This window comes from Streptomyces lydicus (assembly GCF_001729485.1).
In the GTDB taxonomy this organism is placed as follows: Bacteria; Actinomycetota; Actinomycetes; order Streptomycetales; family Streptomycetaceae; genus Streptomyces; species Streptomyces lydicus_D.
This window is the reverse complement of the sequence record NZ_CP017157.1, coordinates 7,050,689-7,077,374: the sequence shown is the minus strand read 5'-3', so window position 1 is coordinate 7,077,374 and position 26,686 is coordinate 7,050,689. Positions and strand designations below refer to the sequence as shown.

Annotated in this window: 24 protein-coding genes; 6 read left to right on the top strand and 18 right to left on the bottom strand. The window is 70.7% G+C overall.

Annotation, left to right across the window (positions count from 1 at the left end; translation table 11 throughout):
- The first annotated feature begins 201 nt into the window (after positions 1–201).
- From SL103_RS30645 to SL103_RS30635, 3 genes are all read left to right on the top strand, one after another.
- The gene (locus SL103_RS30645) at positions 202–1,536 is read left to right on the top strand and encodes a PhoH family protein (protein ID WP_069572211.1); all 1,335 of its coding nucleotides are present in this window, start codon (positions 202–204) and stop codon (positions 1,534–1,536) included.
- A 423-nt stretch (positions 1,537–1,959) separates the two neighbouring features.
- Positions 1,960–2,658 (top strand): transglycosylase SLT domain-containing protein, encoded by a 699-nt coding sequence (locus SL103_RS30640; RefSeq protein ID WP_033266180.1) that lies wholly within the window; start codon positions 1,960–1,962, stop codon positions 2,656–2,658.
- Positions 2,659–2,784: 126 nt separating this feature from the next.
- Positions 2,785–4,353 (top strand): AI-2E family transporter, encoded by a 1,569-nt coding sequence (locus SL103_RS30635; protein ID WP_069572210.1) that lies wholly within the window; start codon positions 2,785–2,787, stop codon positions 4,351–4,353.
- A 129-nt stretch (positions 4,354–4,482) separates the two neighbouring features.
- On the opposite strand, the gene SL103_RS30630 is transcribed toward SL103_RS30635, so the two are convergent.
- Positions 4,483–5,016 (bottom strand): alkyl hydroperoxide reductase, encoded by a 534-nt coding sequence (locus tag SL103_RS30630; RefSeq protein ID WP_069572209.1) that lies wholly within the window; start codon positions 5,014–5,016, stop codon positions 4,483–4,485.
- Positions 5,017–5,021: 5 nt separating this feature from the next.
- Positions 5,022–5,576: a peroxiredoxin gene (locus tag SL103_RS30625; protein ID WP_069572208.1), complete on the bottom strand. Its 555-nt coding sequence runs from the start codon at positions 5,574–5,576 to the stop codon at positions 5,022–5,024.
- Between the two features lie 140 nt (positions 5,577–5,716).
- Here SL103_RS30625 and SL103_RS30620 point away from each other — a divergent pair, with 140 nt between their 5' ends.
- Positions 5,717–6,670, top strand: a complete 954-nt coding sequence (locus SL103_RS30620; RefSeq protein ID WP_079146061.1) for a hydrogen peroxide-inducible genes activator — start codon at positions 5,717–5,719, stop codon at positions 6,668–6,670.
- A 3-nt stretch (positions 6,671–6,673) separates the two neighbouring features.
- On the opposite strand, the gene SL103_RS30615 is transcribed toward SL103_RS30620, so the two are convergent.
- The 6 genes from SL103_RS30615 to SL103_RS30590 all read right to left on the bottom strand — a co-directional run bounded on the left by SL103_RS30615 (position 6,674) and on the right by SL103_RS30590 (position 12,431).
- Positions 6,674–7,273 carry a Uma2 family endonuclease gene (locus SL103_RS30615; protein WP_069572207.1) on the bottom strand — a complete coding sequence of 200 codons (600 nt, stop codon included), beginning with the start codon at positions 7,271–7,273 and terminating at the stop codon, positions 6,674–6,676.
- A 99-nt stretch (positions 7,274–7,372) separates the two neighbouring features.
- Positions 7,373–9,808: an FtsX-like permease family protein gene (locus SL103_RS30610; protein ID WP_069572206.1), complete on the bottom strand. Its 2,436-nt coding sequence runs from the start codon at positions 9,806–9,808 to the stop codon at positions 7,373–7,375.
- Positions 9,805–10,494, bottom strand: a complete 690-nt coding sequence (locus tag SL103_RS30605) for an ABC transporter ATP-binding protein (protein ID WP_069572205.1) — start codon at positions 10,492–10,494, stop codon at positions 9,805–9,807. The genes SL103_RS30610 and SL103_RS30605 overlap by 4 nt, the downstream gene beginning before the upstream one ends.
- Positions 10,491–11,015 carry a PadR family transcriptional regulator gene (locus SL103_RS30600; RefSeq protein WP_069572204.1) on the bottom strand — a complete coding sequence of 175 codons (525 nt, stop codon included), beginning with the start codon at positions 11,013–11,015 and terminating at the stop codon, positions 10,491–10,493. Before SL103_RS30600 ends, SL103_RS30605 begins: the two co-directional genes overlap by 4 nt.
- A gap of 145 nt (positions 11,016–11,160) precedes the next feature.
- Positions 11,161–11,463, bottom strand: coding sequence for a hypothetical protein (locus SL103_RS30595; protein ID WP_069572203.1), 303 nt, complete (start codon positions 11,461–11,463; stop codon positions 11,161–11,163).
- Positions 11,460–12,431 carry an SPFH domain-containing protein gene (locus SL103_RS30590; RefSeq protein ID WP_069572202.1) on the bottom strand — a complete coding sequence of 324 codons (972 nt, stop codon included), beginning with the start codon at positions 12,429–12,431 and terminating at the stop codon, positions 11,460–11,462. The genes SL103_RS30595 and SL103_RS30590 overlap by 4 nt, the downstream gene beginning before the upstream one ends.
- Before the next feature lie 309 nt (positions 12,432–12,740).
- Between SL103_RS30590 and SL103_RS30585 the strand changes: the two genes are divergently transcribed.
- A complete protein-coding gene (locus tag SL103_RS30585) occupies positions 12,741–15,047 on the top strand; it encodes a transglycosylase domain-containing protein (RefSeq protein WP_069572201.1) in 2,307 nt (768 codons plus the stop codon).
- 88 nt (positions 15,048–15,135) lie between these two features.
- On the opposite strand, the gene SL103_RS30580 is transcribed toward SL103_RS30585, so the two are convergent.
- The 7 genes from SL103_RS30580 to SL103_RS30555 all read right to left on the bottom strand — a co-directional run bounded on the left by SL103_RS30580 (position 15,136) and on the right by SL103_RS30555 (position 23,569).
- Positions 15,136–16,599, bottom strand: a complete 1,464-nt coding sequence (locus tag SL103_RS30580) for a catalase (protein WP_069572200.1) — start codon at positions 16,597–16,599, stop codon at positions 15,136–15,138.
- A 181-nt stretch (positions 16,600–16,780) separates the two neighbouring features.
- Positions 16,781–19,213 carry a SpoIIE family protein phosphatase gene (locus tag SL103_RS30575; protein WP_069572199.1) on the bottom strand — a complete coding sequence of 811 codons (2,433 nt, stop codon included), beginning with the start codon at positions 19,211–19,213 and terminating at the stop codon, positions 16,781–16,783.
- An 89-nt stretch (positions 19,214–19,302) separates the two neighbouring features.
- Complete coding sequence (locus SL103_RS30570) at positions 19,303–19,986, bottom strand: class I SAM-dependent DNA methyltransferase (protein WP_069572198.1); 684 nt, start codon at positions 19,984–19,986, stop codon at positions 19,303–19,305.
- Between the two features lie 222 nt (positions 19,987–20,208).
- Positions 20,209–20,976 carry a cytidylyl-2-hydroxypropylphosphonate hydrolase gene (gene fomD, locus SL103_RS30565; protein WP_079146060.1) on the bottom strand — a complete coding sequence of 256 codons (768 nt, stop codon included), beginning with the start codon at positions 20,974–20,976 and terminating at the stop codon, positions 20,209–20,211.
- A gap of 113 nt (positions 20,977–21,089) precedes the next feature.
- Complete coding sequence (locus SL103_RS30560; protein ID WP_069572196.1) at positions 21,090–22,502, bottom strand: class II fumarate hydratase; 1,413 nt, start codon at positions 22,500–22,502, stop codon at positions 21,090–21,092.
- Positions 22,503–22,554: 52 nt separating this feature from the next.
- Complete coding sequence (locus SL103_RS39000) at positions 22,555–22,689, bottom strand: DUF397 domain-containing protein (protein WP_244304226.1); 135 nt, start codon at positions 22,687–22,689, stop codon at positions 22,555–22,557.
- Positions 22,652–23,569, bottom strand: a complete 918-nt coding sequence (locus tag SL103_RS30555; protein ID WP_069574252.1) for a helix-turn-helix domain-containing protein — start codon at positions 23,567–23,569, stop codon at positions 22,652–22,654. Before SL103_RS30555 ends, SL103_RS39000 begins: the two co-directional genes overlap by 38 nt.
- 305 nt (positions 23,570–23,874) lie before the next feature.
- On the opposite strand from SL103_RS30555, the gene SL103_RS30550 reads away from it, so the two are divergent.
- Entirely contained in the window at positions 23,875–24,072 is a 198-nt protein-coding gene (locus SL103_RS30550) for a hypothetical protein (RefSeq protein ID WP_069572195.1), read from the top strand.
- Between the two features lie 18 nt (positions 24,073–24,090).
- Here the strand turns inward: SL103_RS30550 and SL103_RS30545 are convergent, their stop codons facing one another.
- The 3 genes from SL103_RS30545 to SL103_RS30535 are packed head-to-tail and all read right to left on the bottom strand — an operon-like array spanning position 24,091 to position 26,663.
- Positions 24,091–24,801, bottom strand: a complete 711-nt coding sequence (locus SL103_RS30545) for a hypothetical protein (RefSeq protein WP_069572194.1) — start codon at positions 24,799–24,801, stop codon at positions 24,091–24,093.
- 5 nt (positions 24,802–24,806) lie between these two features.
- Entirely contained in the window at positions 24,807–25,403 is a 597-nt protein-coding gene (locus SL103_RS38115; protein ID WP_164492916.1) for a hypothetical protein, read from the bottom strand.
- A 9-nt stretch (positions 25,404–25,412) separates the two neighbouring features.
- Entirely contained in the window at positions 25,413–26,663 is a 1,251-nt protein-coding gene (locus tag SL103_RS30535; protein WP_164492915.1) for a putative T7SS-secreted protein, read from the bottom strand.
- Positions 26,664–26,686: the final 23 nt, after the last annotated feature.

Below are 26,686 nucleotides of genomic sequence, written 5' to 3'. Positions count from 1 at the left end.
CCCGGGAGGCCCTTTGCACATCACGGAGATCCGTGCGCACCGCACGGGCGACGCGAGGGGCCGGCGCTCGGCCCGCGCACTGTGGCCCGAGCCCGGTCCGGTCAGTAGATGGCCGGGGGTCCCCGGGGCCTCGCCCCGGGGGAGCACACCGCCCCGCGACGCCGTCGCACCCCAACCTCATCCGAGGGGGTTCGTCCACCCGTGGTGAACAGCAAGCAGCGCCGTGCCAACGACCGGCGCACTTATGTCCTCGACACCAGCGTCCTGCTGGCGGATCCAGGCGCCATGGCCCGCTTCGACGAGCACGAGGTCGTGCTGCCGGTCGTGGTGGTCACGGAGTTGGAGGCCAAGCGGCACCATCCCGAGCTCGGCTACTTCGCCCGCCAGGCGCTGCGCCTGCTGGACGAGTACCGGGTGCAGTTCGGGCGGCTGGACGCGCCCATCCCCATCGGAGAGCTGGGCGGGACGCTCCGGGTCGAACTGAACCACTCCGACCCCGGCATCCTGCCCGCGGCCTTCCTCAACGGCCACCGGCTCGGCGACAACGACTCGCGGATCCTCGCCGTGGCGCGCAACCTCCAGGCCGAGGGGTACGACGTCACGGTCGTCTCCAAGGACCTGCCGATGCGCATCAAGGCGTCCTCGGTCGGGCTGCTGGCCGAGGAGTACCGCGCCGAGCTGGCGATCACCGACTCGGGCTGGACCGGGATGGCCGAGCTGACGGTCCCCTCCGACCAGGTGGACGACCTGTTCGCGGCCGAAACGGTGCACCTGCCGGGAGCCGCCGAACTCCCGGTGCACACCGGACTCGTCCTCCAGTCCGAGCGCGGCAAGGCGCTCGGCCGGGTCACCGCCGAGGGCGCGGTCCGGCTGGTGCGGGGCGACCGGGAGGCGTTCGGGATCCACGGCCGCAGCGCCGAACAGCGGATCGCGCTGGACCTGCTGCTCGACCCGGACGTCGGCATCGTCTCGATGGGCGGGCGGGCCGGTACGGGCAAGTCGGCGCTGGCGCTGTGCGCGGGCCTGGAGGCCGTACTCGAACGCCGGCAGCACCGCAAGGTGATGGTGTTCCGGCCGCTGTACGCCGTCGGTGGGCAGGAGCTGGGCTATCTGCCGGGCAGCGAGGCCGAGAAGATGAGCCCCTGGGCGCAGGCCGTCTTCGACACGCTGTCCGCGGTGACCACCAAGGACGTCATCGAGGAGGTGGTCGGCCGCGGCATGCTGGAGGTGCTGCCGCTGACGCACATCCGCGGGCGGTCGCTGCACGACGCGTTCGTCATCGTGGACGAGGCCCAGTCCCTGGAACGGAACGTCCTTTTGACGGTTCTGTCCCGTATCGGGGCCAACTCCCGGGTCGTCCTGACCCACGACGTCGCCCAGCGCGACAACCTCCGGGTCGGGCGGTACGACGGGGTGGTCGCGGTCGTCGAGAAGCTGAAGGGGCATCCGCTGTTCGCGCACGTCACCCTGAACCGCTCGGAGCGTTCACCCATTGCGGCACTGGTGACCGAAATGCTGGAGGACGGCCGGATCTGACCGGTTGTCCGGATCTGACCTGCTGTAGGACGCGCCGTCCGGCGAAGCGAAGGAGCTTAGCCGGGCGGCGTTCCGCTGCGTGCGAGTATCCGAAAATAGTTGGGCGTAAACGAGGTGTGAGCTTTCACACCCAGCAGGGAATTGCTTCCCGGCGTGCCGTTCGGGCAGAGTCTGGGTCCTGTCAGGCCCCGCATACGGCAGCACCACACCCCCAGCGGTGGGGACAACAACTGAACTTCATAGCGAATCGCCGTATGCCGCCCGAGCACCACGCGGACCCCGAGGGGGACGTACCGGGCCAGTGCCTCCCGTGACCAGCCGGTCCCGCCCGCTCAACAGGGCCCGGAACAAGGGGAGGTCCGCGCCAGGGGCACGATTGCGTCCGCGAGGTCACCTAAGCGGGCGATGCTGGAAGGAAAACGTGTGAGCCGGATCTCGGTCCGGGGATTCGCCGTGGCATCCGCCACCGCGGTCACCACCGTCGGCGCCGTGGTCGGCGTCGCCGCAGGGCAGCCCGCTTCGGTCAGCGCCGAGGCCACCGCCGCCGATGCGACGATCGCAGACATCCCCGCGGGCGCACAGGCCCAGGTGCAGACGGCTTCCCTGACGCAGCAGGCGGACGACCAGTCCACCCAGGCGGATGCGGCAGCCCTCAAGTCCGCACAGGAAGCCGCCCGCAAGGCAGCAGCGGAGACCGCGCAGAGCAAGAAGGACGCCGCGGACGAGGCCAAGGCCAAGAAGGACGCCGACGCGCGCAAGAAGAAGGAGCAGGCCGCAACCCGCTCCTCCTCGCGCGCAGACCTGGGCGACCTCCTCGGCAAGAGCTCGTACTCCGTCGCCGAGACCCAGGCGATCGCCCGCCAGATGATGGCCGGCGACCAGTTCCAGTGCTTCAGCAACATCGTGGACCACGAGTCCGGCTGGAACTACCGGGCCACCAACGCCTCCTCGGGCGCCTACGGGCTCGTCCAGGCGCTGCCCGGCTCCAAGATGTCCTCGGCCGGTTCCGACTGGCAGACCAACCCGGCGACCCAGATCAAGTGGGGTCTCAACTACATGAACGACCGTTACGGCAGCCCCTGCGGCGCCTGGTCGTTCTGGCAGGCCAACAGCTGGTACTAGGCCGGCCGGCCGCACCACCGCACCTCCGAAACCCCCGAACGCACCCGCGTCGGGGGTTTCGCGCGTCCGGCACAGGTAACGTCGTGCCATCAGGTGTGGTGCGTGGGAGGGGAAGAGGAAAGGGACATGTCCAGATTGCCTCAGTGGGTCGGTGGCCTCGGCGCCGGTCTGACGCGTCTCTCGCAGCGGCTGGAGGAACAGCGCCGCCGCGCGGAGGCCGCGGAAGGGGTCTCCCCGGGGAGCTCGGACTCCTCGGGGGCGGCCGGCGACCCGGAGGGGCTGAGGCGTGCCGAGCGCGCTGACGGGCACCCGGCCGGCGGCGCGAAACGGCCCGAGGGGGCCGTCGTCCACGGTGTGGTGGGCACGGTTGCCGAGCCCCGTGCGCCGCAGCGGACCCCGGAGACGGAAACCGCGACGCACACGGCGACGGGTCCGGCCGGGGTGCCGGATGCCGGTGACGGGCACGCGTCGTCGTCCGATGCCGTGCGCACGCCGGAGTCCGTCCCCGCGCCGCCCTCCTACGCACCGGCCGTCGCGGCCACTCCCGATCCGGTCGACGCGGTGCCGTGGGGCATGCGGGTCGCCGCCGAGGCGGGCTGGCGGCTGCTGGTGCTGGCCGCCACGCTGTGGGTGCTGGCGCGGGTCATCACCACGATCCAGCTGGTCGTGCTGTCCTTCATCGCGGCGATGCTGATCACCGCGCTGCTGCAGCCGACGGTGGGCTGGCTGCGCCGGCGCGGGCTGCCGCGCGGCCCGGCCACCACGCTGACCTTCATCGGCGGCTTCGTGGTCATGGGCCTGGTCGGCTGGTTCGTCGTATGGCAGGTGCAGGACAACATCGACTCGGTCTCCAGCCGCATCCAGGAGGGCATCAGCGAGCTCAAGGGCTGGCTGCTGAAGAGTCCGTTCCATGTGACCGAGAGTCAGATCAACAGCATCGCCAAGAACCTGCAGGACGCGATCGGCGCCAACACCGAGGCGATCACCTCGGCCGGTCTGGAGGGCGTCACCGTCGTCCTGGAGGTGTTCACCGGCATCCTGCTGGCGATGTTCACCACCCTCTTCCTGCTCTACGACGGGCGGCGGATCTGGGAGTGGCTGCTCAAGCTCGTCCCGGCCGCGGCCCGCGAGGGGGTGGGGGGCGCCGGGCCGCGGGCCTGGCGGACGCTGACCGCCTATGTGCGCGGCACGGTCATCGTGGCGCTCATCGACGCCATCTTCATCGGCATCGGGCTGTACTTCCTCAATGTGCCGCTGGCCGTCCCGCTCGCGGTCTTCATCTTCCTGTTCGCCTTCATCCCGCTGGTCGGCGCGGTGGTCTCGGGCGCGCTGGCGTGCGTGGTCGCGCTGGTGACCCAGGGCGTGTTCACGGCGCTGATGGTGCTGGCGGTGGTGCTGGCGGTGCAGCAGATCGAGGGCCACGTCCTGCAGCCGTTCATCCTGGGCCGGGCGGTCCGCGTGCACCCGCTGGCGGTGATCCTCTCCGTCGCCGCGGGCGGTCTGATCGCCGGCATCGGCGGAGCCGTCGTCGCGGTCCCGCTGGTGGCGGTCCTCAACACCGCCGTCGGCTATCTGCGCTCGTACTCCAGGGAGCAGGCGCTGCGGATGTCGGTGGCGCCCCGCGGGGCCACCGCGATCGGGGTGGCCCCGACCCTGCCCCCGTCGGCACGCACGTCCCAGGAGCCGCCCGGGTAACGGGCACCTCCCCGGCCGCGGATGAGCCGGCCCCGCACACGAGAAACCCACGCACACGAAACCCCCGCAGACACACGGTCTGCGGGGGTTTCGTCCGTACGTGGCGCGAGGCGCCGCGCGGGTGCCGGATTACTCGGCGAGCGCGGCCTCGGCGTCCAGCGTGGCGCCGACGGCCTGCAGGACGGACGCGATCTTGACGGCCTCCTGGATCGTCTCGCGCTCCACGCCGGCCTTGCGCAGCACCTGCTCGTGCGAGTCCAGGCACATGCCGCAGCCGTTGATGGCCGAGACGGCCAGCGACCACAGCTCGAAGTCGACCTTGTCGACGCCCGGGTTGCCGATGACGTTCATCCGCAGCCCGGCGCGCAGGTTGCCGTACTCCGGGTCCGACAGCAGGTGCCGGGTCCGGTAGAAGACGTTGTTCATCGCCATGATGGCGGCCGCGGACTTGGCAGCGGTGTACGCCTCGGCCGAGAGGTTCGCCTTCGCCTCGGGCTCCAGCTCGCGCAGCACCTTCGGCGAGCGCGAGGCGATCGCGCAGGCGAGCACCGTGCCCCACAGCTGCTGAGCGGGCAGGTCGCTGTTGCCGATCACCGAACCGAGGTTCAGCTTCAGGTCCTTGGCGTAGTCCGGAACCGCGGACTTGAGGTCATCGAGAGCCATGGGTGTCACTCACCTGCCAGCAGGCTGACCGGGTCCAGGGTGTCCTCGCCCTTGCTCCAGTTGCAGGGGCACAGCTCGTCCGTCTGGAGTGCGTCGAGGACCCGGAGGACCTCCTTGGGGTTACGGCCGACGGAGCCGGCGGTCACCATCGTGAACTGGATCTCGTTGTTCTGGTCGACGATGAAGACGGCACGCTGCGCGAAGCCGTCCTCGCCCTCGATGCCCAGGTCGCGCATGAGCTCGTGCTTCGAGTCGGCGAGCATCGGGAAGGGCAGGTCGGTCAGGTCCGGGTGGTCCTTGCGCCAGGCGTGGTGCACGAACTCGGAGTCGCCGGAGAAGCCGAGGATCTGGGCGTCACGGTCGGCGAACTCCTCGTTCAGCTTGCCGAAGGCCGCGATCTCGGTGGGGCACACGAAGGTGAAGTCCTTGGGCCACGCGAAGACGATCTTCCACTTGCCCTCGTAGGTCTTGTGGTTGATCTGCTCGAACTCCTCGCCCTTCTCCAGCGAGACACAGGCAGTCAGGTCGAACTCGGGGAACTTGTCACCGACAGTGAGCACGCGCTCTCCTTGTTGCACAGAAAGTCCCTTGTGGGGTCTTTCAGTCGTTCTATGAGGCTTGGACGTCTCACACAGTGGCACAGGAGCCATTGATCAGGGAAATAGCTAGACTGGTAGATGTTGATCGGAGGTGGTTATCAGTGGCGTCACCGGTAGGCGGGCGGCCCCGCCAGCCCAGCCTCGCCCAGCTGCGCGCATTCGCCGCGGTGGCCGAGCATCTGCACTTCCGCGAGGCGGCGGCCGAGATCGGCATGAGCCAGCCCGCGTTGTCCGGGGCGGTCTCCGCGCTGGAGGAAGCACTCGGCGTGCAGCTCCTGGAGCGTACGACGCGCAAGGTGCTGCTCTCCCCGGCGGGGGAGCGGGTGGCGGCCCGGGCCCGTACGGTCCTGGAGGCCGTGGGCGACCTGATGGAGGAGGCGGAGGCGGCCCGCGCGCCGTTCACGGGTGTGCTGCGGCTCGGGGTGATCCCCACCGTCGCGCCGTATCTGCTGCCCGCGGTGCTGCGGCTGGTCCATGACACCTACCCCGACCTGGACCTCCAGGTCCACGAGGAGCAGACCGCCTCGCTCCTGGAGGGCCTGGCTCACGGCCGGCTCGACCTGCTGCTCCTCGCCGTCCCCCTCGGCGTCCCCCAGGTCACCGAACTCCCGCTCTTCGACGAGGACTTCGTCCTGGTCGCCCCCAAGGACCACTGGCTCGGCGGCCGCGGCGACATCCCCCGCCAGGCCCTCCAGGAACTCGACCTGCTGCTGCTCGACGAGGGGCACTGCCTGCGCGACCAGGCCCTGGACATCTGCCGCGAGGCCGGCCGGGACGAGAACACCCCCGTGACCACGAGTGCGGCCGGCCTGTCCACGCTGGTGCAGCTGGTGGCCGGCGGCATGGGCGTGACCCTGCTGCCCCGTACGGCCCTCCGCGTCGAAACGGCCCGCAACGACCAGCTCACCACCGGCTACTTCGCCGACCCGGCCCCCTCCCGGCGCATCGCCCTCGCCATGCGTACGGGCGCCGCCCGGCAGGACGAATTCGAGGCGTTCGCGGCGGCGTTGCGCGGTGCGCTGCGGGGGCTGCCGGTGCGGATGGCGACGGGGTGAGGGTCAGGGGCGGGCGGTTTCGAGGATCGCCGCCACATCGAGGGTGATCTCCGCGCCGATGACGTCGGGGAGCGTCACGCACTGCCCTGAGGCGTGAATGCTGTGGTTGCGGTACTCGTTGGCGAACGGATCCGTCAGGACATGGATACGTTCCTTGCGGCGGTCGACGATGACGTAGGCGGGGATCCGGGCGATCGCGTAGGCGGCGACCTTCGTCTTGAGGTCGGTGGCGTAGTTGGACGACGTCACTTCCAGCACCATGCGGAAGACCGCCGGGTCGTAGCAGTTGTGTGCGATGTGGTGATCGCGGTAGTCCGCGTCGACGATGGCGAGGTCCGGGAGGGCGTAGTCCTCAGGGCCATCGGGGAGCCATACACCCATGGCCTGGGCAACTTTTGTTTCTGCTCCGTGTGCAGCCGCGAGCGCGAAGGTGAGGTCGGTCAGCGATTCGGCATGCGGGCCGTCGGCGGGCGGCGTCACTGTGAGGTTTCCCCCGATGATCTCGATGCGGTAGCCAGGGAGCTTCTCGGTGAGCTGTTCGGCCACCTTGAGCAGGCTCGGCAGCTTGCTGTCGTGAGGATGCTCGACTGCTGCGGCAGACATGAATGACTCCTGACGGCTGGTATCGAGACCATCATCGTAGGCAGAACCGGCCGTACGCGTCCCGTACGGCGGCGTTCACCCGTTCGAGCACCCCGCCCCTCACTCCGTCCGCAGGCCCTCCGGCCGCATCATGCGCCACAGGGGCGGGAGGCTCAGGGCGGTGACGAAGAGGATGACGGCGCCGCCGATGCCGGTCATGGCGGTGACCACGGGCCAGTCCACGGTCACCGCGCTGTCGATCATCGCCAGCAGCAGCGAGCCCAGGGACAGGCCGCAGGCCAGCGCCAGGGCCAGGCCGAGCGCGACGGGGAGGGCGGTCTGCCACAGGACCGACCAGCCCAGGGTGGCGCGGCGGGTGCCGTAGGCGTCGAGGGTGGACAGCAGGCGGCGGCGTTCGTGGAGCTGCTCGACGGTGGAGATGATCAGGCCCGCGCCGATCAGCAGCAGGGTGATCACCGCGCCGATGAACAGGCCGTTGCGGACGCTGGTGTACTGCCCGTCGTGCGGATTGTCGACAGCGGAGAACTCGTTCATCGTCGGGTCGATCCGGGCGGCGGTGTTGCGGATGTGCTCCACCGCGTCGGGGGTGGCGCGGTCGAAGTCGACCTGGAGCTCCGCGGTGGGGTCGTTGAGCCGCTCGAGGTCGAGGACCGAGGGGGTGACCAGCAGGTCGTAGGAGAAGCGGCCGGGGTCCCGGCCGGGGTGGAGCAGCGGCACCGGGCGCGCGGTGCCGGGGACCGTCCAGGGGTCCGGCGCCACCGGGTCGTCCGGGCCGATCGGGGCGTTGAGGTTGACGGGCCGGCCGGGGGTCAGGCGGTCCTGCGTGCCGGGGGCGTTGGTGGTGGGGAAGACGTCGCCGTCCCGGCAGGAGGGGAGGCGGGCGAGGGTGCGCAGTTCGGCGCAGCTGCCGACGGCGAGGGTCCAGCGGGGGAGGTCGTCCCGCGGCCGGCCGGCCGCCGGCAGCTGCCCGACCAGGGCGTCGACGGTGCCGCGGGCGGTGGTCACGCCGGGGGTGGCGCGCAGCGCGCCGAGCGCCCGCTCGGTCCCGGACCAGCTCCCGGCGTTGCCCCACAGGCCCATCCGCGGCACCTTGCCGGACTTCGCGTACGCCGCGGCGTAGCCGGCCTGCATGCCCGTCATCAGCATGTGGATGGCGATCGCGCCGGCCACCGCGACGGTGATCCCGCTGACCGCGCGGGTGGCCGAGCCGCTGTTCAACTGCAGGCGTCGGACGGCCAGTTGCCAGGGGACCGGGCCGCCGTGCAGCCGGCCGACCACCGCGTCCACCAGCCAGGGCAGCAGTGTGGTGACGCCGATCAGCAGCAGCATCGAACCGGTCGCGAGCCGGGCGGTGTTCAGGGGGGTGTCGTTCCACGACTCCTCCCAGGTCAGGGGGACCAGGAGCAGGGCGCCCAAGGCGGGCAGCGCCACCCGCCACCACAGCCGGCGGCGGACCGGCGGCCGGTTGCGGACGACGCCCAGCGGCTCGACGGTGATCCCGCGCTGGGCGAACAGCGTGACCAGGACGGCCGCGGCCGGCACGAGCAGCACGACGAGCGCCGCGGCGAGCGGGCCGGGGGTGACGTCCGCGGGGAAGACGTTGATGTCCCAGAGGGTGATCAGCGGTGCGGACTGCCGGCCGGCCAGGAAGAGCGCGGCCCCGCCGAGCAGCCCCAGCAGGGAGCCGAACAGCGCCTCGCCGGCGGCGACCCGTCGGGTGGTGCCGATGTCGGCGCCGACCAGGCGCAGCGCGGCCAGCCGCCGTTCGCGGCGCTCGTAGCCGAACCGCACGGACGTGCCGATGAAGACCATGACGGGCGTCAGCAGGGCCACACACGTCATGATCACCAGCAGCACGGCGGGCGCCTGCATCGGCGTCGGGTCCCAGCTCTTGCCGAAGTGGTCGATGCGGTAGCCGTCGGGCGCGGCGAGGGTGGCGCTCTGCGCGACGTAGGTGAGTTCCCGCGGTCCGAGCAGGCCGGCGTCGCCGATGGTGCCGGCGATCCGGTAGGGCAGGCGGTCGCGCAGCAGGGTGCCCTCGGGGGAGTCCAGCAGTTCCTTGAGGGCGGGGGACACCAGCATCCGGCCGGCGCCGGGGAGGTGCCGCACGCCGGGCGGTACGGGCGGGTGGGCGCCGTCGGGACGGACCAGCCGGCCGCGGATCGGCGTGCCGCGGAAGGTGGTGTCGACCGAGGCGTAGCGCAGGGTGGTGTCGGAGGCCCGGGGCGGGTGGGCCTGGCCGAGGTTCTCCCGGGCCTTCTCGCGGCCGTGCCAGGCGTCCATCAGGGACGGTACGGACGCGCCGAGGAGGAGGACCGCCACGCCCAGGGCGACGCCGGCGGCCGTCAGGGCCGTGCGGATCCAGCCCTCGCGGCCGCCGCCGGCCGCGAACCGGACGCCCATCGCGAGGTCGCGGGCCCAGACGGCGGGGCCGGTGCGCGGTGCGGCGAGCGGGCCCCGGCGGGCCGCCGGGGCCCGGTCCGGGCCGCCGCCGCGCCCGCCGCCGTCGCGGGCGCGGGAGGGCGGCGGGCTCATGTCAGGCCCGCCATCATGTCCTTCACCTTGCCGTCGCGGACGACGATCTCCCGGTCGGAGTAGGCGGCGACCCGTGCTTCGTGGGTGACCAGGACGACCGCGGCGCGGGTGTCGCGGGCGGCGTCGGTGAGCAGGGTCAGTACCCGCTCGCCGTTGAGGGAGTCCAGGGCGCCGGTCGGCTCGTCGGCGAAGACCACCCGGGGGCGGGTGGCCAGTGCGCGGGCGACCGCGATCCGCTGGCCCTGGCCGCCGGAGAGCTCACCGGGGCGCTGGTGCGCGACGGTGTCCACCTCCAGGCGTGCCAGCCACTCGCGGGCCTGCCGCTCGGCCTCCTTGCGCTTGGTGCCGTTCAGCCGCAGCGGCAGTGCCACGTTCTCCAGCGCGGTCAACTCCGGTACCAGCTGGCCGAATTGGAAGACGAAGCCGAAGTCGGTGCGGCGCAGGGCGCTGCGCCGGGCGTCGCCGAGGTCGGTGAGGGTGTGCGGGCCGTAGCGGACGGTGCCGGCGTCCGGGGCGATGATGCCGGCCAGGCAGTGCAGCAGGGTCGACTTGCCGGAGCCGGACGGGCCCATGACGGCGACCACCTCGCCGGGGTGGATGGAGAAGTCCGCGCCGTCGAGGGCGGGCGTGGGGCCGTACGCCTTGCGCAGTCCTTCCGCCGCGAGCAGGGATCCCTCCGGGATCATGCCCGGACCGCTTCCGCCAGCTTGTCGAGCCGGGCGGCGGTCAGCTCCAGCCAGCGCAGGTCGGCTTCGAGGTGGAAGAGGGCGTGGTCGCAGATCAGCTGGTCGGCGAGGTCGCCGGTGCGCTTGCGCTCGGTCAGCCCGCGCATCAGCCGCAGGTGCTCGGTGCGCTGGGTGTCCAGCAGCTCGGCGGCGTCGCGGCCGGTCATCAGGGCGAGTACGACCTTGGTGTAGAGCGTCGACTGCAGATACGGCTCGGGCTTCTCCGCGCGGGCCAGCCACTGGGCGACGTCGGTGACGCCGGCGTCGGTGATCGCGTACCGCTTGCGCTCGGGTCCGGCGCCGGCCTCGACGGCGTCCACCTCGACCAGGCCGTTCTTCAGCAGCCGGGACATCGTGGAGTAGACCTGCCCGTAGTGCAGCGGGCGGTCGTGGCCGAAGTGCTCGTCGAAGGCCCGCTTGAGGTCGTAGCCATGGCGGGGGCCGGACTCCAGGAGGCCCAGCAGCGTATGACCGATTGACATGACGACCACCTTACCGATGACTGTGTCGCCGGTGTATACGCGGGCGGTATAGCGGGCCGGGGCCGCCCGCCGGCCCGCTGTACCGCCCGCCCCGGCACCCCGTGCGGGCGGGGCGGGTGCGGCCGCGCCGGGGGCCGGAACGGCTTCAGCCGCCGCCCCGCCCCGGGTCCCGGGGCGGCTCCCCGGTCGGCGGCTCCTTGGGCGGCCGCCCCCGCCGCGGGATGGCTCCCGCGCCCCGGGGCAGCCGGCCCGCCTCCGACAGCGCCTTGCGCAGCAGGAACTCGATCTGCGCGTTGGCGCTGCGGAGTTCGTCGTCGGCCCAGCGTGCCAGCGCGTCATGGATCAACGGGTCCAGCCGCAGCAGCACCTGCTTGCGCCGCTGCGGCCGTCGCGCGGGGGGCCGCTCGCCGCCGGCGTCGGGCCCCTCCGGAGCGCCGTGCTCGCTCACTGGTAGAGCGAGCCCGTGTTGAGAACCGGCTGGGCCGCCCGGTCGCCGCACAGCACCACCATCAAATTGCTCACCATGGCCGCCTTCCGTTCCTCGTCCAGCTCGACGATGCCCTGCTCGTTGATCCTGGCCAGCGCCTGCTCGACCATGCCGACCGCGCCCTCGACGATCTGCTGCCGGGCCGCGACCACGGCGCCCGCCTGCTGCCGCTGGAGCATCGCGGAGGCGATCTCCGGGGCGTAGGCGAGGTGGCTGAAGCGGGACTCGATGATCCGCACGCCGGCGGCCTGCACCCGGGCGGTCAGCTCCAGCGCGAGCTTCTCGGTGATCTCCTCGGCGTTGCCGCGCAGCGACAGGGCGTTCTCGTCGTGCGCGTCATAGGGGTACTCGATCGCGATGTGCCGCACGGCCGCCTCGGTCTGGGTGGCGACGAACTCCAGGAAGTCGTCGACCTCGAAGAGCGCCTGCGCGGTGTCCTCGACCTGCCATACGACGATCGAGGCCAGCTCGATCGGGTTGCCGTAGGCGTCGTTGACCTTCAGGACCGCGGTCTCGTGGTTGCGCACCCGGGTCGAGATGCTCCGGGCGGTGGTCAGCGGGTTGACCCAGCGCAGCCCGTCGGCGCGGATGGTGCCGACGTAGCGGCCGAAGAGCTGGATGACCCGGGCCTCGCCGGGCGCCACCATCTTCACGCCGGTCAGGCAGAAGAGAGAGGTGAGCAGCAGCAGGACGCCGGCGACGGCCAGCGGAACGCCGACGGCGTTGTTGCCGCCGTTGCCGAGTATGCCGCCGATGACGGTCACGCCGACGCCCAGCGCGACGCCGAGCACGGTCAGCAGCAGGGCGAGGCCGCCCGGGATGCTGTGCGCCGGCACCTCGCGGATCTGCGGGCGGGGCATCTCCGGGGCGTCCACGGCGAGGTCGTCGCCGGGGCCGGTGGTGCGCTCGGCCGGTGTCTGGTCGGACATGAGGTCCCCGTTTCTCCAGGTGCGGTACGTGATGTCGGCCGCATCAGGTGATGTCGCTGGTCTAGCAAAGTGATAGCACTTTAACGCCTGGGCGGGGCGGTCGTCCAGCCTTCGTACGTGGTCCGGATTGCGGCAAGTGCGCAGGTGGGGCGGTGGCGACGCGCAAAACCCGCTCCGAGGTTCCCCCCGCTCCGGGTGCTGTTTGTCACGTCGGGAAAAGCCTTGATCGATGAGTATTTGTTGACAGATGCGGTGTTAGCTTCAACAGCTGAGTTAGCTGGGGGCGGAACGACTGGAGTTGTCGAAGCGATGGGCCGAGCGGAAGCGAGAAGGGCGCAACAGGGGAGCGCTCGCCGGACCAGACGGAAGGAAAGCACGGGGAAGAAGTCCGGCATACGCCGGTTCTTCACCTGGAAGAAGCTCGTAGGAGCCTTCCTCGGGGCCTGCCTCCTGGGCATCCTCGGTTTCCTCGGCCTGTACCTGTACGTGGACATCCCCACGGACGGCAACAGGGACGCCCAGCTGCAGAGCAACGTGTACAAGTACGCCGACGGCAAGGTCATGGCGCGGGTCGGCCAGATCAACCGGGAGAGCGTCCCGCTCGACCGGATACCCAAGCCCGTCCAGCGCACCTTCGTCGCCGCCGAGAACAAGACCTTCTACCAGGACTCCGGCGTCGACCTGAAGGGCACGCTGCGCGGCATCCTCAACACCCTCCGGGGACAGGGCAAGCAGGGTGGCTCGACGATCACCCAGCAGTACGTCAAGAACTACTACCTGAGCCAGGAGCAGACGGTCAGCCGCAAGCTCCAGGAGATCGTCATCTCGCTCAAGGTGGACAACAAGCTGGGCAAGGACAAGATCCTCGCCGGCTACATCAACACCAGTTACTACGGCCGCGGCGCGTACGGCATCCAGGCCGCCGCCCAGGCGTACTACCGCAAGGACGTCGACAAGCTCACCGTCTCCGAGGGCGCCTACCTCGCCTCGCTGCTGCAGGCGCCGAACCAGTACGACTGGACCCTGGCGTCCAAGGCCGGCCAGAAGCGGGTCCAGGAGCGCTGGGCCTACACCCTCGACAACATGGTCGAGATGCACTGGCTCTCCAAGCAGGAGCGCGACAAGCAGAAGTTCGAGATCCCCAAGGAGCCCAAGCCGCTGCCCGGCATGAGCGGTCAGACGAGCTACCTCGTGACCGAGGCGCGCAAGGAGCTCTTCGCCCAGGGCGTGGACCCCAAGTCCTTCGACGCCGGCGGCTGGACGGTCACCCTCGGCATCGAGAAGAGCAAGCAGAAGGCGCTGGAGAAGGCGGTCCAGCGCAAGCTGACCGACGACCTGAACCCCAAGACCCGCAAGGTCGACGCGGACGCGCAGCTCGGCGCCACCTCGGTGGACCCCAAGACCGGCCACATCGTGGCGATGTACGGCGGCGCGGGCTACCCGAAGCACTACACCAACAACGCCACGCGCTCCGACTACCAGCCGGCCTCCACCTTCAAGCCGCTGATCCTCGCCTCCGCGATGGAGAACAACGCGGTCACCCAGGACGGCGTGCCGATCACCCCGAACACGATCTACGACGGCCGCAACCGCCGTCCGGTCGTCGGCGGCACCATCCCGTTCGCGCCGCCGAACGAGGACGAGCGCACCTACGACAAGATCACCGTCCAGACGGCGACCAACAACTCCGTCAACGCGGTCTTCGCGCAGATGGGTGCGGACGTCGGCCTGGACAACGTCAAGAAGACCGCGGTCAGCCTGGGCATGGACGGCTCCAGGATGGAGGTCCGGCCGGCCATGACCCTGGGCACCATGGGCGCCAGCCCGCTCCAGATGGCCGGGGCCTACGCCACCCTCGACAACCACGGCAAGAAGGTCACCCCGACGCTGGTGACCAAGGCCGTGCACCCGGTCAACGGCGTGGACACCGAGCAGCAGCTGAAGGACCCGATCGGTGACCAGGTGCTCAGCCGGAAGACCGCCGACACCCTCACCTCGGTCCTCGCGGGCGTGGTCAACGACGGCACCGCCTCGGAGGCCGTGAAGAACACCGCCTACCACGCGGTCGGCAAGACCGGCACCTCCGACGACAACAAGTCGGCCTGGTTCGTGGGCTACACGCCCAAGCTGGTCACCGCGGTCGGCATGTTCGGCGAGTCCCCCAAGGGCGGTGCCCAGGTCACCCTCAAGGGCACCGGGGGCGGCGGCCGGGTCAACGGCGGCGGCTACCCCGCCAAGGTGTGGGCGGACTACAACGAGAGCGTGCTCGGCGGCGATACCGGCGCCGACTTCGACCTGGAGACGGACCTGGGCGCCGGGGTCCCGCCGACGCCCACCGTGACGCCGAGCACCCCCCCGTCGACGTCCCCGTCCCCGTCCGATTCGCCGAGCAGCACGCCCTCCGGGAAGCCCTCGGCGCCGTCCGGCCGCCCGTCGCACAGCGAGTCGGGCCGGCCGTCGGACCCGGCCACCCCGACCGGCGGCACCCCCTCCGGCCCGACGGACGGCGGTGTCGACGGCGGCGGCGGTACCGACGCCGGCACCACCACCGGAACCGGCGGCCGCGGCGGCGGCACCGGCGGTAACTCCGCCAACAGCGTGCCCGGCTTCAACTAGCGCCCGCACAGCACCGCGGCCCCCGCCCATATCGGGCGGGGGCCGCGGTGCTGTGCGGGGCCGGGACGGGGCCGGCGCCCGTGGCGCCTCAGCCGCCGTTCACCCTGTGGGCGATCCGGTCGCCCACGTTCTTGTCGATGTTGCGCCAGTACTGCAGCGCACGGTCGAGCACCGGCCGGCTGACGCCGTTCAGCAGGTGCCCGGCGACGTTGTTCACCAGCCGCTCGCGGGCCGCGTCGTCGAGAACCTCGCGGACCATCGTGCCCGGCTGCCCGAAGTCGTCGTCCTCCCGGCGCAGCGTGTACGCCGCGCGCACCATCTCGCCGCCGGTCTCCCAGCCCGCCGGCTCCCCGTAGCGCAGGGCGTCCGCGGCGGGGCCGCCGTAGCTGTTCGGGGCGTACGGACGCGCCGCCCGGCTCGGCTCGAAGCGCATCGGGCCGTCCTTCGCGTACGAGTGGACGGGCACGTGCGGCCGGTTGGGCGGCAGCTGGGCGTAGTTCGGGCCGATGCGGTAGCGGTGGGTGTCCGCGTAGGAGAACAGCCGGCCCAGCAGCATCTTGTCCGGCGACGGGCCGATGCCCGGCACCATGTTGGACGGCTCGAACGCCGCCTGCTCGATGTGGACGAAGAAGTCCTCCGGGTTCCGGTTCAGCGTCATCCGGCCGACCTCGATCAGCGGGTAGTCGCCGTGCGGCCACACCTTGGTCAGGTCGAACGGGTTGAACCGGTAGTCCGGGGCGTCCTCGAACGGCATGACCTGCACGTACAGCGTCCACGACGGGGCGTTGCCGCCCTCGATGGCCTCGTAGAGGTCCCGGCGGTGGACGTCGCCGTCCGTGCCGGCGAGCCGGTCCGCGTCCTCCTGGGTGAGGAAGTCGATGCCCTGGTCGGTCTTGAAGTGGTACTTGATCCAGAATTTCTGGCCGCCGGCGTTGACCCACATGTAGGTGTGCGAGCCGTAGCCGTTCATGTTGCGGTACGTCCTGGGGATGCCGCGGTCACCCATCAGCCAGGTGACCTGGTGCGCCGATTCGGGCGACAGCGTCCAGAAGTCCCACTGCATGTCGTTGTCGCGCATCCCGTTGTCCGGGCGGCGCTTCTGCGAACGGATGAAGTCCTGGAACTTGATCGTGTCCCGGACGAAGAAGACCGGGGTGTTGTTGCCGACCAGGTCGTAGTTGCCGTCCTCGGTGTAGAACTTCAGGGCGAAGCCGCGGGGGTCGCGCCAGGTGTCGGGGGAGCCCTGCTCGCCCGCGACCGTCGAGAAGCGGGCCAGCATGTCGGTGGTCTTGCCCGGCTGGAAGAGGTCCGCCCTGGTGAACTGGCTGACGTCGTTGGTGACCTTGAAGAATCCGTACGCGCCGCTGCCCTTGGCGTGTACCACCCTCTCGGGGACCCGTTCCCGGTTGAACTGGGCCATCTTCTCGATCAGGTAGTGGTCCTGGAGCAGGATCGGGCCGTCCGGGCTCACGGTGAGCGAGTGTTCGTCGCTCTCCACCGGAACGCCGGCGTTGTTCGTCGTGTGCGGGACGTTCTGAGCTGTGCTGGTCATGGAGGAGTGCCTCCCGGTTCGACGACTGAGGGCTGGGGGCGGCCAGTCCCGTATGGGCGGCAAGTCCCTTACGCCCACCACAGCAGTGAACGCCTCCGACGGCATGTCGGCAAGAGTTGGACCCCGTCCGGTCTCAGACGGGGTCCAACATGTGGGACGCGCCGGGCCGGCGCCGCGGCCGTCAGGGGCGCGGCGTCCCCGGCGGCATCGACAGCTCGAACCAGACGACCTTTCCCATGCTCAGACGGGTCGCGCCCCAGCGCCGGGCCATCCGGTTGACGAGGTACAGCCCGCGTCCGCCCTCGTCGGACGGCCGGGCCTGGCGCAGCCGCGGCAGCTGCGGAACGTCGTCCCCGACCTCGCAGCGCAATACGTCCGTCCGCAGCAACCGCAGCGTGATCGGCCGCTCCGCGTACCGCACCGCGTTCGTCACCACCTCGCTGACCAGCAGCTCCAGCTGGTCGGTCAGCTCGTCCAGGCCCCAGCGCGCCAGCGCCCGCCGGGCCAGCCGGCGCGCCTGGCCGGCCGTCTGCGCCTTCGGATCGAGGTACCAGTACGCGACGTCGCTCGGCGCGATCCCGTCGAACCGGGCCGCCAGCAGCGCGATGTCGTCATCGCGGTCGCCGGGCCCGAGCATGTCCAGCACCTCGTCGCACAGCGGCTCCAGCGGCGGCGGGTTGGGGCCGGTCAGCCGGGCCGTCTCCGCCAGCCGCTCCCGCAGCTGCTCGATACCGGTCCACACGTCCCGGATCCGCGACTCGACCAGCCCGTCGGTGTACAGCACGAGCGTGGCGCCCGCCGGGGCGTCCAGCTCCACCGCCTCGAAGTCCACCCCGCCGACGCCGATCGGCGCGCCCGACGGCACCCGCAGCACCTCGGCGCGGCCGCCGCGGTGCAGCATCACCGGCGGCGGATGGCCCGCGTTGGCGATGGTGATCCGGTGCGCGACCGGGTCGTAGACCGCGTACATGCAGGTCGCCATGCGGTCCGTGCCCAGCCGCTGGGCCTGCTCGTCGAGGTGGTGCAGCACCTCCTGCGGCGGCAGGTCCAGACCCGCCAGGGTCTGCGCGGTGGTGCGCAGCTGCCCCATGATCGCCGCCGAGGTCATCGAGTGCCCCATGACGTCGCCCACGACCAGCGCCACCCGGCTGCCCGGCAGCGGGATCGCGTCGTACCAGTCGCCGCCCACCCGGGCCGTCTCCGCGGCCGGCAGATAGCGGCTGGCCAGCCGTACCCCGGTCGGCTGCGGCAGCGAGTCCGGCAGCATCGTGCGCTGCAGCGCGTCGGCGATGTACGCCTCGCGGCCGTAGAGCACCGCCTTGTCCACGCCCAGCGCGGTGTGCGTCGCCAGCTGCGCCGCCACCAGCAGGTCGTCCGGTTCGAACGCCGGCCGGTCCGGGCGGCGCAGGAAGACCGCGGCCCCGATGACCCGCCGGCGCCCGCGCAGCGGCGCCAGGATCACCCGGTGGCCGCTGGGCAGCCGCGGATCGGGCCCCAGCAGCTCGGGCAGCGCGGTACGCGCCGCCTGCGCCTCGCCGAACAGCGGCCGTACGCCCCGCAGCACCTCGGCCAGCGGGCCGCCCGGCCGCACCTCGGCCAGCTCCGCCGCGCTGCCGCCCATCGCCGGACCGAGGTCCGGCTGCGCGGGCAGCACGGGGAGCCGCGCGCCGTTGGTGTCCGGCTCCTCCGGAATCCGGTCGGTGCGCCGCAGCCGCAGCACCACCGGACCGGTCGGCCGCTCGTCGCCCACCGGCAGCGGATCGCGCAGGTAGACGAGGATGGCGTCGGCGAACGTCGGCACCGTCGCCCGGCACAGCCCGAGCACGATCTCGTCCAGGTCTATGCCGCGGGCGATCCGCCGGGTCGCCGCCCCGATGAACCGCAGCCGGTCACCGCCGGCCTGACGGGCCGCCGCCACCTCACCGCTCTCGCCGGGATGCGCCGAGCGCGCCGGGGGAACCGGCGGCAGCGGGGCGGACGGCAGGCTGTCCGCGGCACCGGCCGGCGCCGGCACCCGGTCCCCGCCGCCCGGGCCGCCGCCCTCCCGCGGCCGCCCGATGCCCTCGTTGCGGGCCCGCTCGGCGCCGTCGCCGCCGTGGCGCGGACGCTGCCCGCGGTGCGGCTCGTCGCCCGGCTCGGGGGCCTCGGCCCGGCCCACCGCGCCCTGCGCGCCCCGCCGCCCGGCCCGGGCCTTCTCGCGCCCCGCGTCCGGCGCGCCGCCGGGCCGCCCGCTCGCCGGCATGGCCACCTCCCCGTATGAGTCACCGCCGTAAGGGTCCCCGTACGCCTCCCCGTACGGAATGGCGGCGTCGTCCCGCGCCGCCCCGTGGTCCGCGACCGGCTCGTCGTCGGCGTGCCCGGCCCGGCCGGCCGGCGGCCCCGCCGAGGCCGTCACGGCGACACCGGACAGGCCGAGGTCGTCCCCGCCGCGCACCGCGAAGCCGCTGCCGGGCACCGGGCTGAACCCGGCCGCGGTGGACTGCTGCAGGGCGCTGCGCGGGTCGGGGACCGCGCCGAGCGGCGCCGTCCCGCCCGGCCCCCGCGCAGGGGACGCCGAGGGCGCGGCGGTCGAGGCCGACCGTCGCGATTCGTGGGAGGTGGGATGCTCCGTCACGCGTGGGATTCCATCCGTCCGGGGCTGTGCGCCCGACGCGCCGCGTTCCGGGTGCGTACCTGTAGGGAACGCGCCCGACGCGCTGCGTCTCAGGCGCGTCGCAGGTGCAGAAAGAGCTGGATTTCGGGTGGTACGTCCGTACTTGACGGGGCGTATGCGTACGCGTCCTCCCCGACGACGTCGAAACCCGCGTCGCGCACGACCCGGCGCAGGTCGTCCCGCAGGTAACCCGATACCCGGATCGAGTTGCCCAGGAACGGAATCGTGAAGTCGTCCACATCCGCCTCGACCATCGACAGGGCCAGCAGCCCCTCGGGACTCAGCAGATCATGGAGCAGGGCCAGTGCGTAAGGGATTTCCGCACGGGGCAGCATCAGCAGGGAGAAATAAGCGGCGATTCCGCCGAAGGAGCCGGCGCCGCCGAGCCGGCCGCCGCGCAGATCGGCGATGTCCAGCCGGTGGAACTCCGCGCCCGGCACGTTGTCCCGGGCCAGTTTGACCATGGAGGGGGAGAGGTCGATGCCCACCACGCGGTGGCCGGCGTCCGACAGTTGACGCGCCGTCGGCAGCCCCGTCCCGCAGCCGACGTCCAGGACACGCGAGCCGGCGGGCAGGGCGTCCGCGAGCCAGGCGCCGGAGGCCAGCTGGCCCTCCTTGTGCGGAAAGGCTTCGTCGTACCGGTCGCCGATCGCGTCGAACGCCTCGGCCTGCCCGGCCCGGTCCAGCGCTAACCGGTTCAGACCCTCGTATCCGTCGTAGCTAGTCGCACTCACGACCTCGCCCCTCCTGCGACCGCGGTCAAGTTCGTTTTCCAGTTCTGGAGTTGCGCCTGTGCAGTCTTGCGGAGGACGATCCTACGTTTGAAGACCCGGGGCGCAGCAAGGGGGCTCGGCCCCGCGCCTCGCACCGCGGGAAACAGTGCAGCCCACAGGCGCACCTTTCCAAGGTTCGCCCCCTTCACTCACACTTTGCACACGTCATTCACGTTCACTCCCTCACGACCGCAAATGATCCGGCGCGCGGTCCCAGTCCTCCGGCAGCCCCGGGACCTCCCAGGCCGGATCGGGCCGCCAGTCCTCCCAGCCGTCCGCGAACGGCCCGCGCCAGGCCGAGATCTGTGCGATCGCGGCCCGCCCGGCGGACCTGACCTCGGCGGCCTGGGCGGAATTCATCAGTCCGTCCCGCTGCGCCTGGGCGAACTCGTCCTCGTCCCGCCACTCCCAGTGCCGGTCCGGATAGACGCAGAGGTCGAGGAAGTGGTCCTCGGAGTCGATCCCGCCCGTCCAACGGCGGCGCGGCTCCTCCAGGTTGACGTACCAGTTCTTGAACTGCCAGTCGTCCTCCCAGAACAGCCACACCGACCACGGGTCGCCGGGCCGCGCCAGCTTCAGCACCCCGGTGCCGAACCAGTGGTCGCGGACGGTGCGCCGCGGGCGGGTGTAGCGGGTGGCCAGCGGCTCGCGGTGGACCGGCGTCCCGTCGTCGAGCACCGGCTTGATGCACGGCGTCCCGGGCGCCATCCACACCGCGAGGAGCTCCGGGGTGTCCTGGACGACGGTCATCGGCCGGGCGATGTGGAACTGCCGGCGATCGGCGTTGTCGCGGTAGCGCCACAGGATGTGGTCCCCCGGGGCCCAGCGGCCCGCCGGCCGCCCGGCCGTGTCATCCGCCGGCCGCCTCGCCCCCGGCGTGCCGCGCCCCCCGGCCGTTCCGCGTCCGCCGGCCGTTCCGCCTTCCGTCGTGTCCACCATGTCCGCTGTCATGCGCAGATCTTAGAGGCGCCGCATGAAGCTCGCCGTGACATGAGCCGCACCCGCCGTTACGAGCGCGGGAACGCGCGCCCCGTGCGCCGTTACGCCCCCGTGTCGGGCGACCGTCACGGATGCGTCATCCGCAGCACGTCCAGCGCCTCGTCCAGCTGCTCCTCGGTCAGCAGGCCCCGCTCCACATAGCCGCCCTCGACGACCACGTCACGGATGGTCTTCCGCTCGGCGAGGGACCTCTTGGCGACCTTCGCCGCCTCCTCGTACCCGAGGTACTTGTTGAGCGGCGTGACGACCGACGGCGAGGACTCCGCGTACTCCCGCGCCCGCTCCGCGTTCGCGGTGATCCCCTCGACCGTGCGGTCCGCCAGCAGCCGGGAGACGTTGGCCAGCAGCCGCACGGACTCCAGCACGTTCTTCCCGATCACCGGCAGCATCACGTTCAGCTCGAAGTTGCCGGCCGCCCCGGCCGCCGCCACCGTCGCGTCATTGCCGGTGACCTGCGCCGCGACCATCAGCACCGCCTCCGGGATGACCGGGTTGACCTTGCCCGGCATGATCGACGAGCCCGGCTGGAGGTCCGGCAGGTTGATCTCCGCGAGGCCGGTGCGCGGCCCCGACGCCATCCAGCGCAGATCGTTGGCGATCTTCGTCAGCCCGACCGCGACCGTCCGCAGCTGCCCGCTGGTCTCGACGATCCCGTCCCGGGCGCCCTGCGCCTCGAAGTGGTTGCGCGCCTCCGTCAGCGGCAGCCCCGTCACCCGCGCGACCTCGGCGATGACCGCGGCCGAGAACCCCGGCGGGGTGTTGATCCCGGTGCCCACCGCCGTACCGCCCAGCGGGAGTTCCGCCAGCCGCGGCAGCGACGCGCGCAGCCGCTCGACGCCGTACCGCACCTGCGCGGCGTACCCGCCGAACTCCTGCCCCAGCGTCACCGGCGTCGCGTCCATCAGATGCGTCCGCCCCGACTTCACGACGGTCGCGAACTCCTCCGCCTTGCGCTCCAGCGCCTCCGCCAGGTGCTCCAGCGCCGGAATCAGATCGTTGAGGACCGCCGACGCCGCCGCGATGTGGATCGAGGACGGAAAGACGTCGTTGGACGACTGGCTGGCGTTGACGTGGTCGTTCGGGTGGACCTCCCGGCCCAGCCGCTCGCTCGCCAGCGTCGCGACGACCTCGTTGGTGTTCATGTTCGACGACGTCCCGGACCCCGTCTGGAACACGTCCACCGGGAAGTGCTCGTCCCAGCGCCCCTCCGCCACCTCGGCGGCCGCTTCCCGGATCGCCTCCGCGACGTCCTTGGCCAGCACCCCGAGCTCGGCGTTCACCAGCGCCGCCGCGCCCTTGATACGCGCCAGCGCCTCGATGTGCGCCCGCTCCAGCCGCTGCCCGGACACCGGGAAGTTCTCCACCGCCCGCTGCGTCTGCGCCCGCCACTTCGCGTGCGCGGGCACCCGCACCTCGCCCATGGAGTCGTGCTCGATCCTGAACTCACCGGCCTCGCCGGATGCACCGTTGTCACTCATACCTATGAGAGTGCCCGGGAACGCCGATCTGTTCCCGGGCACCGTGCCGATGTCACCTGCCTGCGGGGCATCCGCCCTTCAGGCCCGCTATGAAGGCCGTCCAGGCTTCGTCGGGGACGAGGAGGGCGGGTCCGTGCGGGTTCTTGGAGTCACGGACGGGGACGAGGCCGGGGTAGCCGTCGGCTATCTCTACGCAGTCGCCACCCTCCTTGTTGCTGTAGCTGGACTTGCGCCAGGCGGCGACGCTCAGATCGGGACGGGACGTGTTCAGCACGATGCGTGCCCTCCATCACGGATCGGATCATGTCGAGTGACATGGTCGGCGGTAGGGCCAGAGCCCGAACGTGATCGTAGGTGGCTGCGAAGGACGCCACTTCCTCCGGCTCTTCAATGAGTTGCCCGTACTCGGAACTCTCCGCGTAGGCGCATTCAGGGAGGTCAGGCAGAGACAGCACCGTCATGGAACCTTCCACGGCGCCGTGTGCCCCACTGCTGAACGGTAGGACCTGAACGGTGATGCGAGGGTCGTCGGCGGTCTCCAGCAGCCGTGCGAGCTGATCACGCATCACGACGGGGCCCCCGACGGGACGCATCAGAATGGCTTCATCGAGCACAACCCACAGCGCGGGGCCATCGGGTCGACGCAGCAGCCTCCTTTGACGCGCAAGCCGGGAGGCCAGTCGCTCCTCCAATTGGTCCGGTGTCTTGAGCGTACGTCCGACGCTCAGGACGGCACGGGCGTAGTCCGCGGTCTGGAGTAGACTGGGCACGACCGAGGCAGCGAACTGCCTGATGGCCAAAGCCCGCTCGGAGCGTTCCATGAACGCTTTCGCCCAGTCCGGGAAGGTCTCGCGGTAGACGTACGGCCACAGTTCGACCAACAGGTCATCGGCGCCTACGGCTTCGTCCAGGGCCCGTGCCAGCTCAAGTGTCGGTTTGGCGCCGGTGGTCCGCTCGATCTGGTTGATCCGGGTGCTGTGCGTGTTTGCCCGCACGCCGAGCTCAGCTTGCGTCAGGCCGACGCTCAAACGGAGTCTGCGGAGACGACTACCGAAGAGCGCCGCCATCGACGCCGAGGGATCAATTTCTTTGGCCACGGCCTCACTTCCGTCCTTACGGCTGCAGGAGTAAGCAGCTACTCCCTTTCGCAGCGTATGTCGCACGGCGACGATGTGAACACGGAACGTGATGATCCGCCGAGGCGGGCACACGACAGTCCCCGGCGACCGCGCACACGGCCCCGGGGCACGGCCAACGCTTGATCCAGAAGGAGCGTCAACATGCCGGAGCTTATTGCCCGTTGCCTCGCCCGGGTGCGGGCTTTACTGATTCCGCGGGCTTCGGGGCGGCACCGGCTCGCCGAGGTGGTCCGATGACCCTCCTCCCCAGGCCGCCGGGCCCGCCGCGCCGGCAGTCGTTGATGACGCTGCGGGTCTACACGGCGACCCGCGAGGGAGCCATCACCGAGGAGCGGGCGCCGGTACACGTCGTGGCGGGCGACCGGCCGGACATCTACGGCCTGTCGCAGGTCTGGCCGCCGTGCGCCTGCCCGCGCCATCGGGAGGGGTAGACCGACGGCCCGCGGGGCTCAGCCGAAAGCCGCGGTGGGGCCACCGGCGATCGACGGTGCCGGTGACGCTTCGGGAGCCGGGGCGCCGGAGGGGGCGCCCAATTCCGCTTCCCGGGCAGGCCGGAAGCGAATGCTGTTGAGGAGTGGCACCAGCAATTCGCAGTCCACCCAATGGTCTGTGCTCGGGGTACTGAACGTCACCGTGAGCAGCGTCTGTGCCCCGGGAACAGAACTCGGTGGAACAGGAATGAACGCCTGCAGTTGGGCGACGTCTATCGGCAGGTCTTCGCCCGACTCTGAGAACTCGGCGGGCAGTCGCAAGTCGGGTGATTGCCGGATGACCAGGGTGGCTTGGCCGCAGGGGAGTGTGAGGGCGCTGACGTCGGCGTGCCGACCGTGCTCGGCGGCGAGGATTTTGGTCATGCCGGCGATCGCCACCTCGGGGTCCCGGTAGGACAGAGGTTGGAGCCCGATGGTGAGGGAGCCCATGGACCAATCGCCGTCGAACTGGCCGAAGCAGGAGCCGGAGTAGAGGACTCCGGTGTCTGCGAGCATGGTGGAGACCTTCTGGTACTCCGCTGTGATCTCGTCGATCAGTTCGTCCGGAACTGCTGCGCCTTGCGCGTGGATGCGCGCTGTGACCTCAGCCCGTGCGCGCTCCGGATCCAGGCCCGTGGTGATCCTCTGGAAGATGGGGGAGATCTCGAAGCTGACCTGTACGGCACTCATTGCGTTCACCACTTCTGCCGGCCCGAGTCGGGCGGGGACTGCCTTTCCCGGTGGACTCGCCGGGTGTACCACCTGAGGGTTGCGGCACCGGCAAAGAAAACGGGCGCGGCAAGGGCCGGTGCGATATAGGAGCCACCGGAGCGGTAATTGCTGACGGCCGTCGCGCCCGCCACGATGCCGAGGACCAGGAGGCCGAAGATCTGGTTGCGGCGGGCGACGGGGTCCGGAGCCTTGCGGAGCTCCTGTCGCACCTGGTCGATCGAGACGGGGGTGGCCTGGCTATTCCATGCTCCGGGAACGCCGGCCGCATCCGATGGGGAGTCGGCCATGCGTCGCATCACGAGGTATCGAGGCTGATGCCGCTCGGTCTCCCAGTGTCCTACCGAATATCCGTACTGATGCCCTATCCAAGCCGTCTGCTCCGCAGACAGGCCGGTACCGGTCACCCGAACCTTGACCTCGGGGCGACCGTCAAAGGAGCGCAGTATTCCTTCGTATCTTCGGGCGCGTTGTGCCTTTGTGCCGACGAGATCGGAATACGCGATGCCCATCGCGACGGCGGGGGCTGCAACAGCGAAGAGGAGCCAGCAGACAGATTCCATGATCCCTCCTCAGTCGCCCGACTGCTGTGCCGCCGCCGCATCCTTTTCGCTGCCCTTTTTCCAGGCGTGCTCGAAGGCCATTTCCAGATCGACCACAGGTCCTATCGGACCGCCGATCAACATCGAGCCACCCACCACTGCTGATTCCTTCTTGTCGTCCGGGAGGAAGTAGCCGAGGCCCGTTTGGTCCTTTGTCCAGTCCCAGAGGGTCATGCCGATGCTTCCCCAGCCGGAAGCGCTCCCGAGTTCCTTGATCTTGCCTCCCGCCACGGCTGATTCAGTAAACTTCTCCACCCGTCCCGCGACTTTCCCAAGGCCGAAGGAGACCGCTCCCAGCCCGTCCTCGGTCAGCGTCCTGTCGCTGACGACATCCTTGCCGCCGGCAGCTTGCGCCGCCTTGTGCAGGCCCAGCGCTACCAGAGAAGTGACGCCGGAGACTGTCCCCATGACCCCTTCGGCCGGTGGGAAGAAAAACCCGGCCAAACCTGTGAAGGTGCTGACGGCTGCGAACACGTCGCCGATGGCTGCGACGGCATTGGCATGTTCCTTCACCCACTCGCCGATGTCATGCCCGAGGTCTTGGACGCCCTGCGCCAAGTTCTTCAGGCCGTTCAGCAGGCCGTCGAAGAAACCCGGTTCGTCCGGCGCCTGTTCGGCGGCATCGGAGAGCGCCGCGGCGACCTTGCCGGCCACTTCTTCGTGAAGACCTCGGAGGCCATTTGCGCTTTCGGTGATGTTCTCCAGGTGCGAGCGCGCCGCATTGAGTTCATTGACAGCACGCTCGCAGCGCTCGGCAGCAGCTTCGGCTTCCGCATCCGTCATCCCGAGGCCGCCGTCGCGGAAGAGCTGCAAGTCCGGGTCGTTCTCGGCCCGTTCGGCGCGCTTGCGGGCGGCCTTGGCCGCGCTCTCGTACGACTGCGCTCTGGCTTGCATGGTGCTCAGGTCCGCATGCCAGCTGTGCAGGGCGAGGTGGGCCTTCTGGAAGCTCTTGCCGGCGGTGTCCAGCAGTTTCGGCAAGGGGCCGGCACTGGCGCGGAACCGCTCCGCTGCATCACCTGTCCAGCAGGCCCCGTCGTGGATTCCGCGCAGGGTATCTGCGGCGCTGGTGAGGTTTTTGTGCGCGCGGTTCAGGTCCTCGACGAGATCGTTGACCGCCTGGAGAACTCCCGGTGCGGGATTGAACTGCAGCCCCGGGAAGCTGCCGTTGTTCTCGTACGGGTCTCCGCCACCGTACCCCCATAATTGCTCGGCGAGCGACACGATCAATTCCCCCACAGCAGTTG

Coding starts and splice junctions, on each gene's coding strand:
- SL103_RS30635 (WP_069572210.1), top strand. CDS start 2,785: ATGTCCAGATTGCCTCAGTGGGTCGGTGGCCTCGGCGCCGGTCTGACG.
- SL103_RS30630 (WP_069572209.1), bottom strand. CDS start 5,016: ATGGCTCTCGATGACCTCAAGTCCGCGGTTCCGGACTACGCCAAGGAC.
- SL103_RS30615 (WP_069572207.1), bottom strand. CDS start 7,273: ATGTCTGCCGCAGCAGTCGAGCATCCTCACGACAGCAAGCTGCCGAGC.
- SL103_RS30610 (WP_069572206.1), bottom strand. CDS start 9,808: ATGAGCCCGCCGCCCTCCCGCGCCCGCGACGGCGGCGGGCGCGGCGGC.
- SL103_RS30605 (WP_069572205.1), bottom strand. CDS start 10,494: ATGATCCCGGAGGGATCCCTGCTCGCGGCGGAAGGACTGCGCAAGGCG.
- SL103_RS30600 (WP_069572204.1), bottom strand. CDS start 11,015: ATGTCAATCGGTCATACGCTGCTGGGCCTCCTGGAGTCCGGCCCCCGC.
- SL103_RS30590 (WP_069572202.1), bottom strand. CDS start 12,431: ATGTCCGACCAGACACCGGCCGAGCGCACCACCGGCCCCGGCGACGAC.
- SL103_RS30585 (WP_069572201.1), top strand. CDS start 12,741: ATGGGCCGAGCGGAAGCGAGAAGGGCGCAACAGGGGAGCGCTCGCCGG.
- SL103_RS30580 (WP_069572200.1), bottom strand. CDS start 16,599: ATGACCAGCACAGCTCAGAACGTCCCGCACACGACGAACAACGCCGGC.
- fomD (WP_079146060.1), bottom strand. CDS start 20,976: ATGACAGCGGACATGGTGGACACGACGGAAGGCGGAACGGCCGGCGGA.
- SL103_RS30560 (WP_069572196.1), bottom strand. CDS start 22,502: ATGAGTGACAACGGTGCATCCGGCGAGGCCGGTGAGTTCAGGATCGAG.
- SL103_RS30555 (WP_069574252.1), bottom strand. CDS start 23,569: ATGGCGGCGCTCTTCGGTAGTCGTCTCCGCAGACTCCGTTTGAGCGTC.
- SL103_RS30550 (WP_069572195.1), top strand. CDS start 23,875: ATGACCCTCCTCCCCAGGCCGCCGGGCCCGCCGCGCCGGCAGTCGTTG.
- SL103_RS30545 (WP_069572194.1), bottom strand. CDS start 24,801: ATGAGTGCCGTACAGGTCAGCTTCGAGATCTCCCCCATCTTCCAGAGG.
- SL103_RS38115 (WP_164492916.1), bottom strand. CDS start 25,403: ATGGAATCTGTCTGCTGGCTCCTCTTCGCTGTTGCAGCCCCCGCCGTC.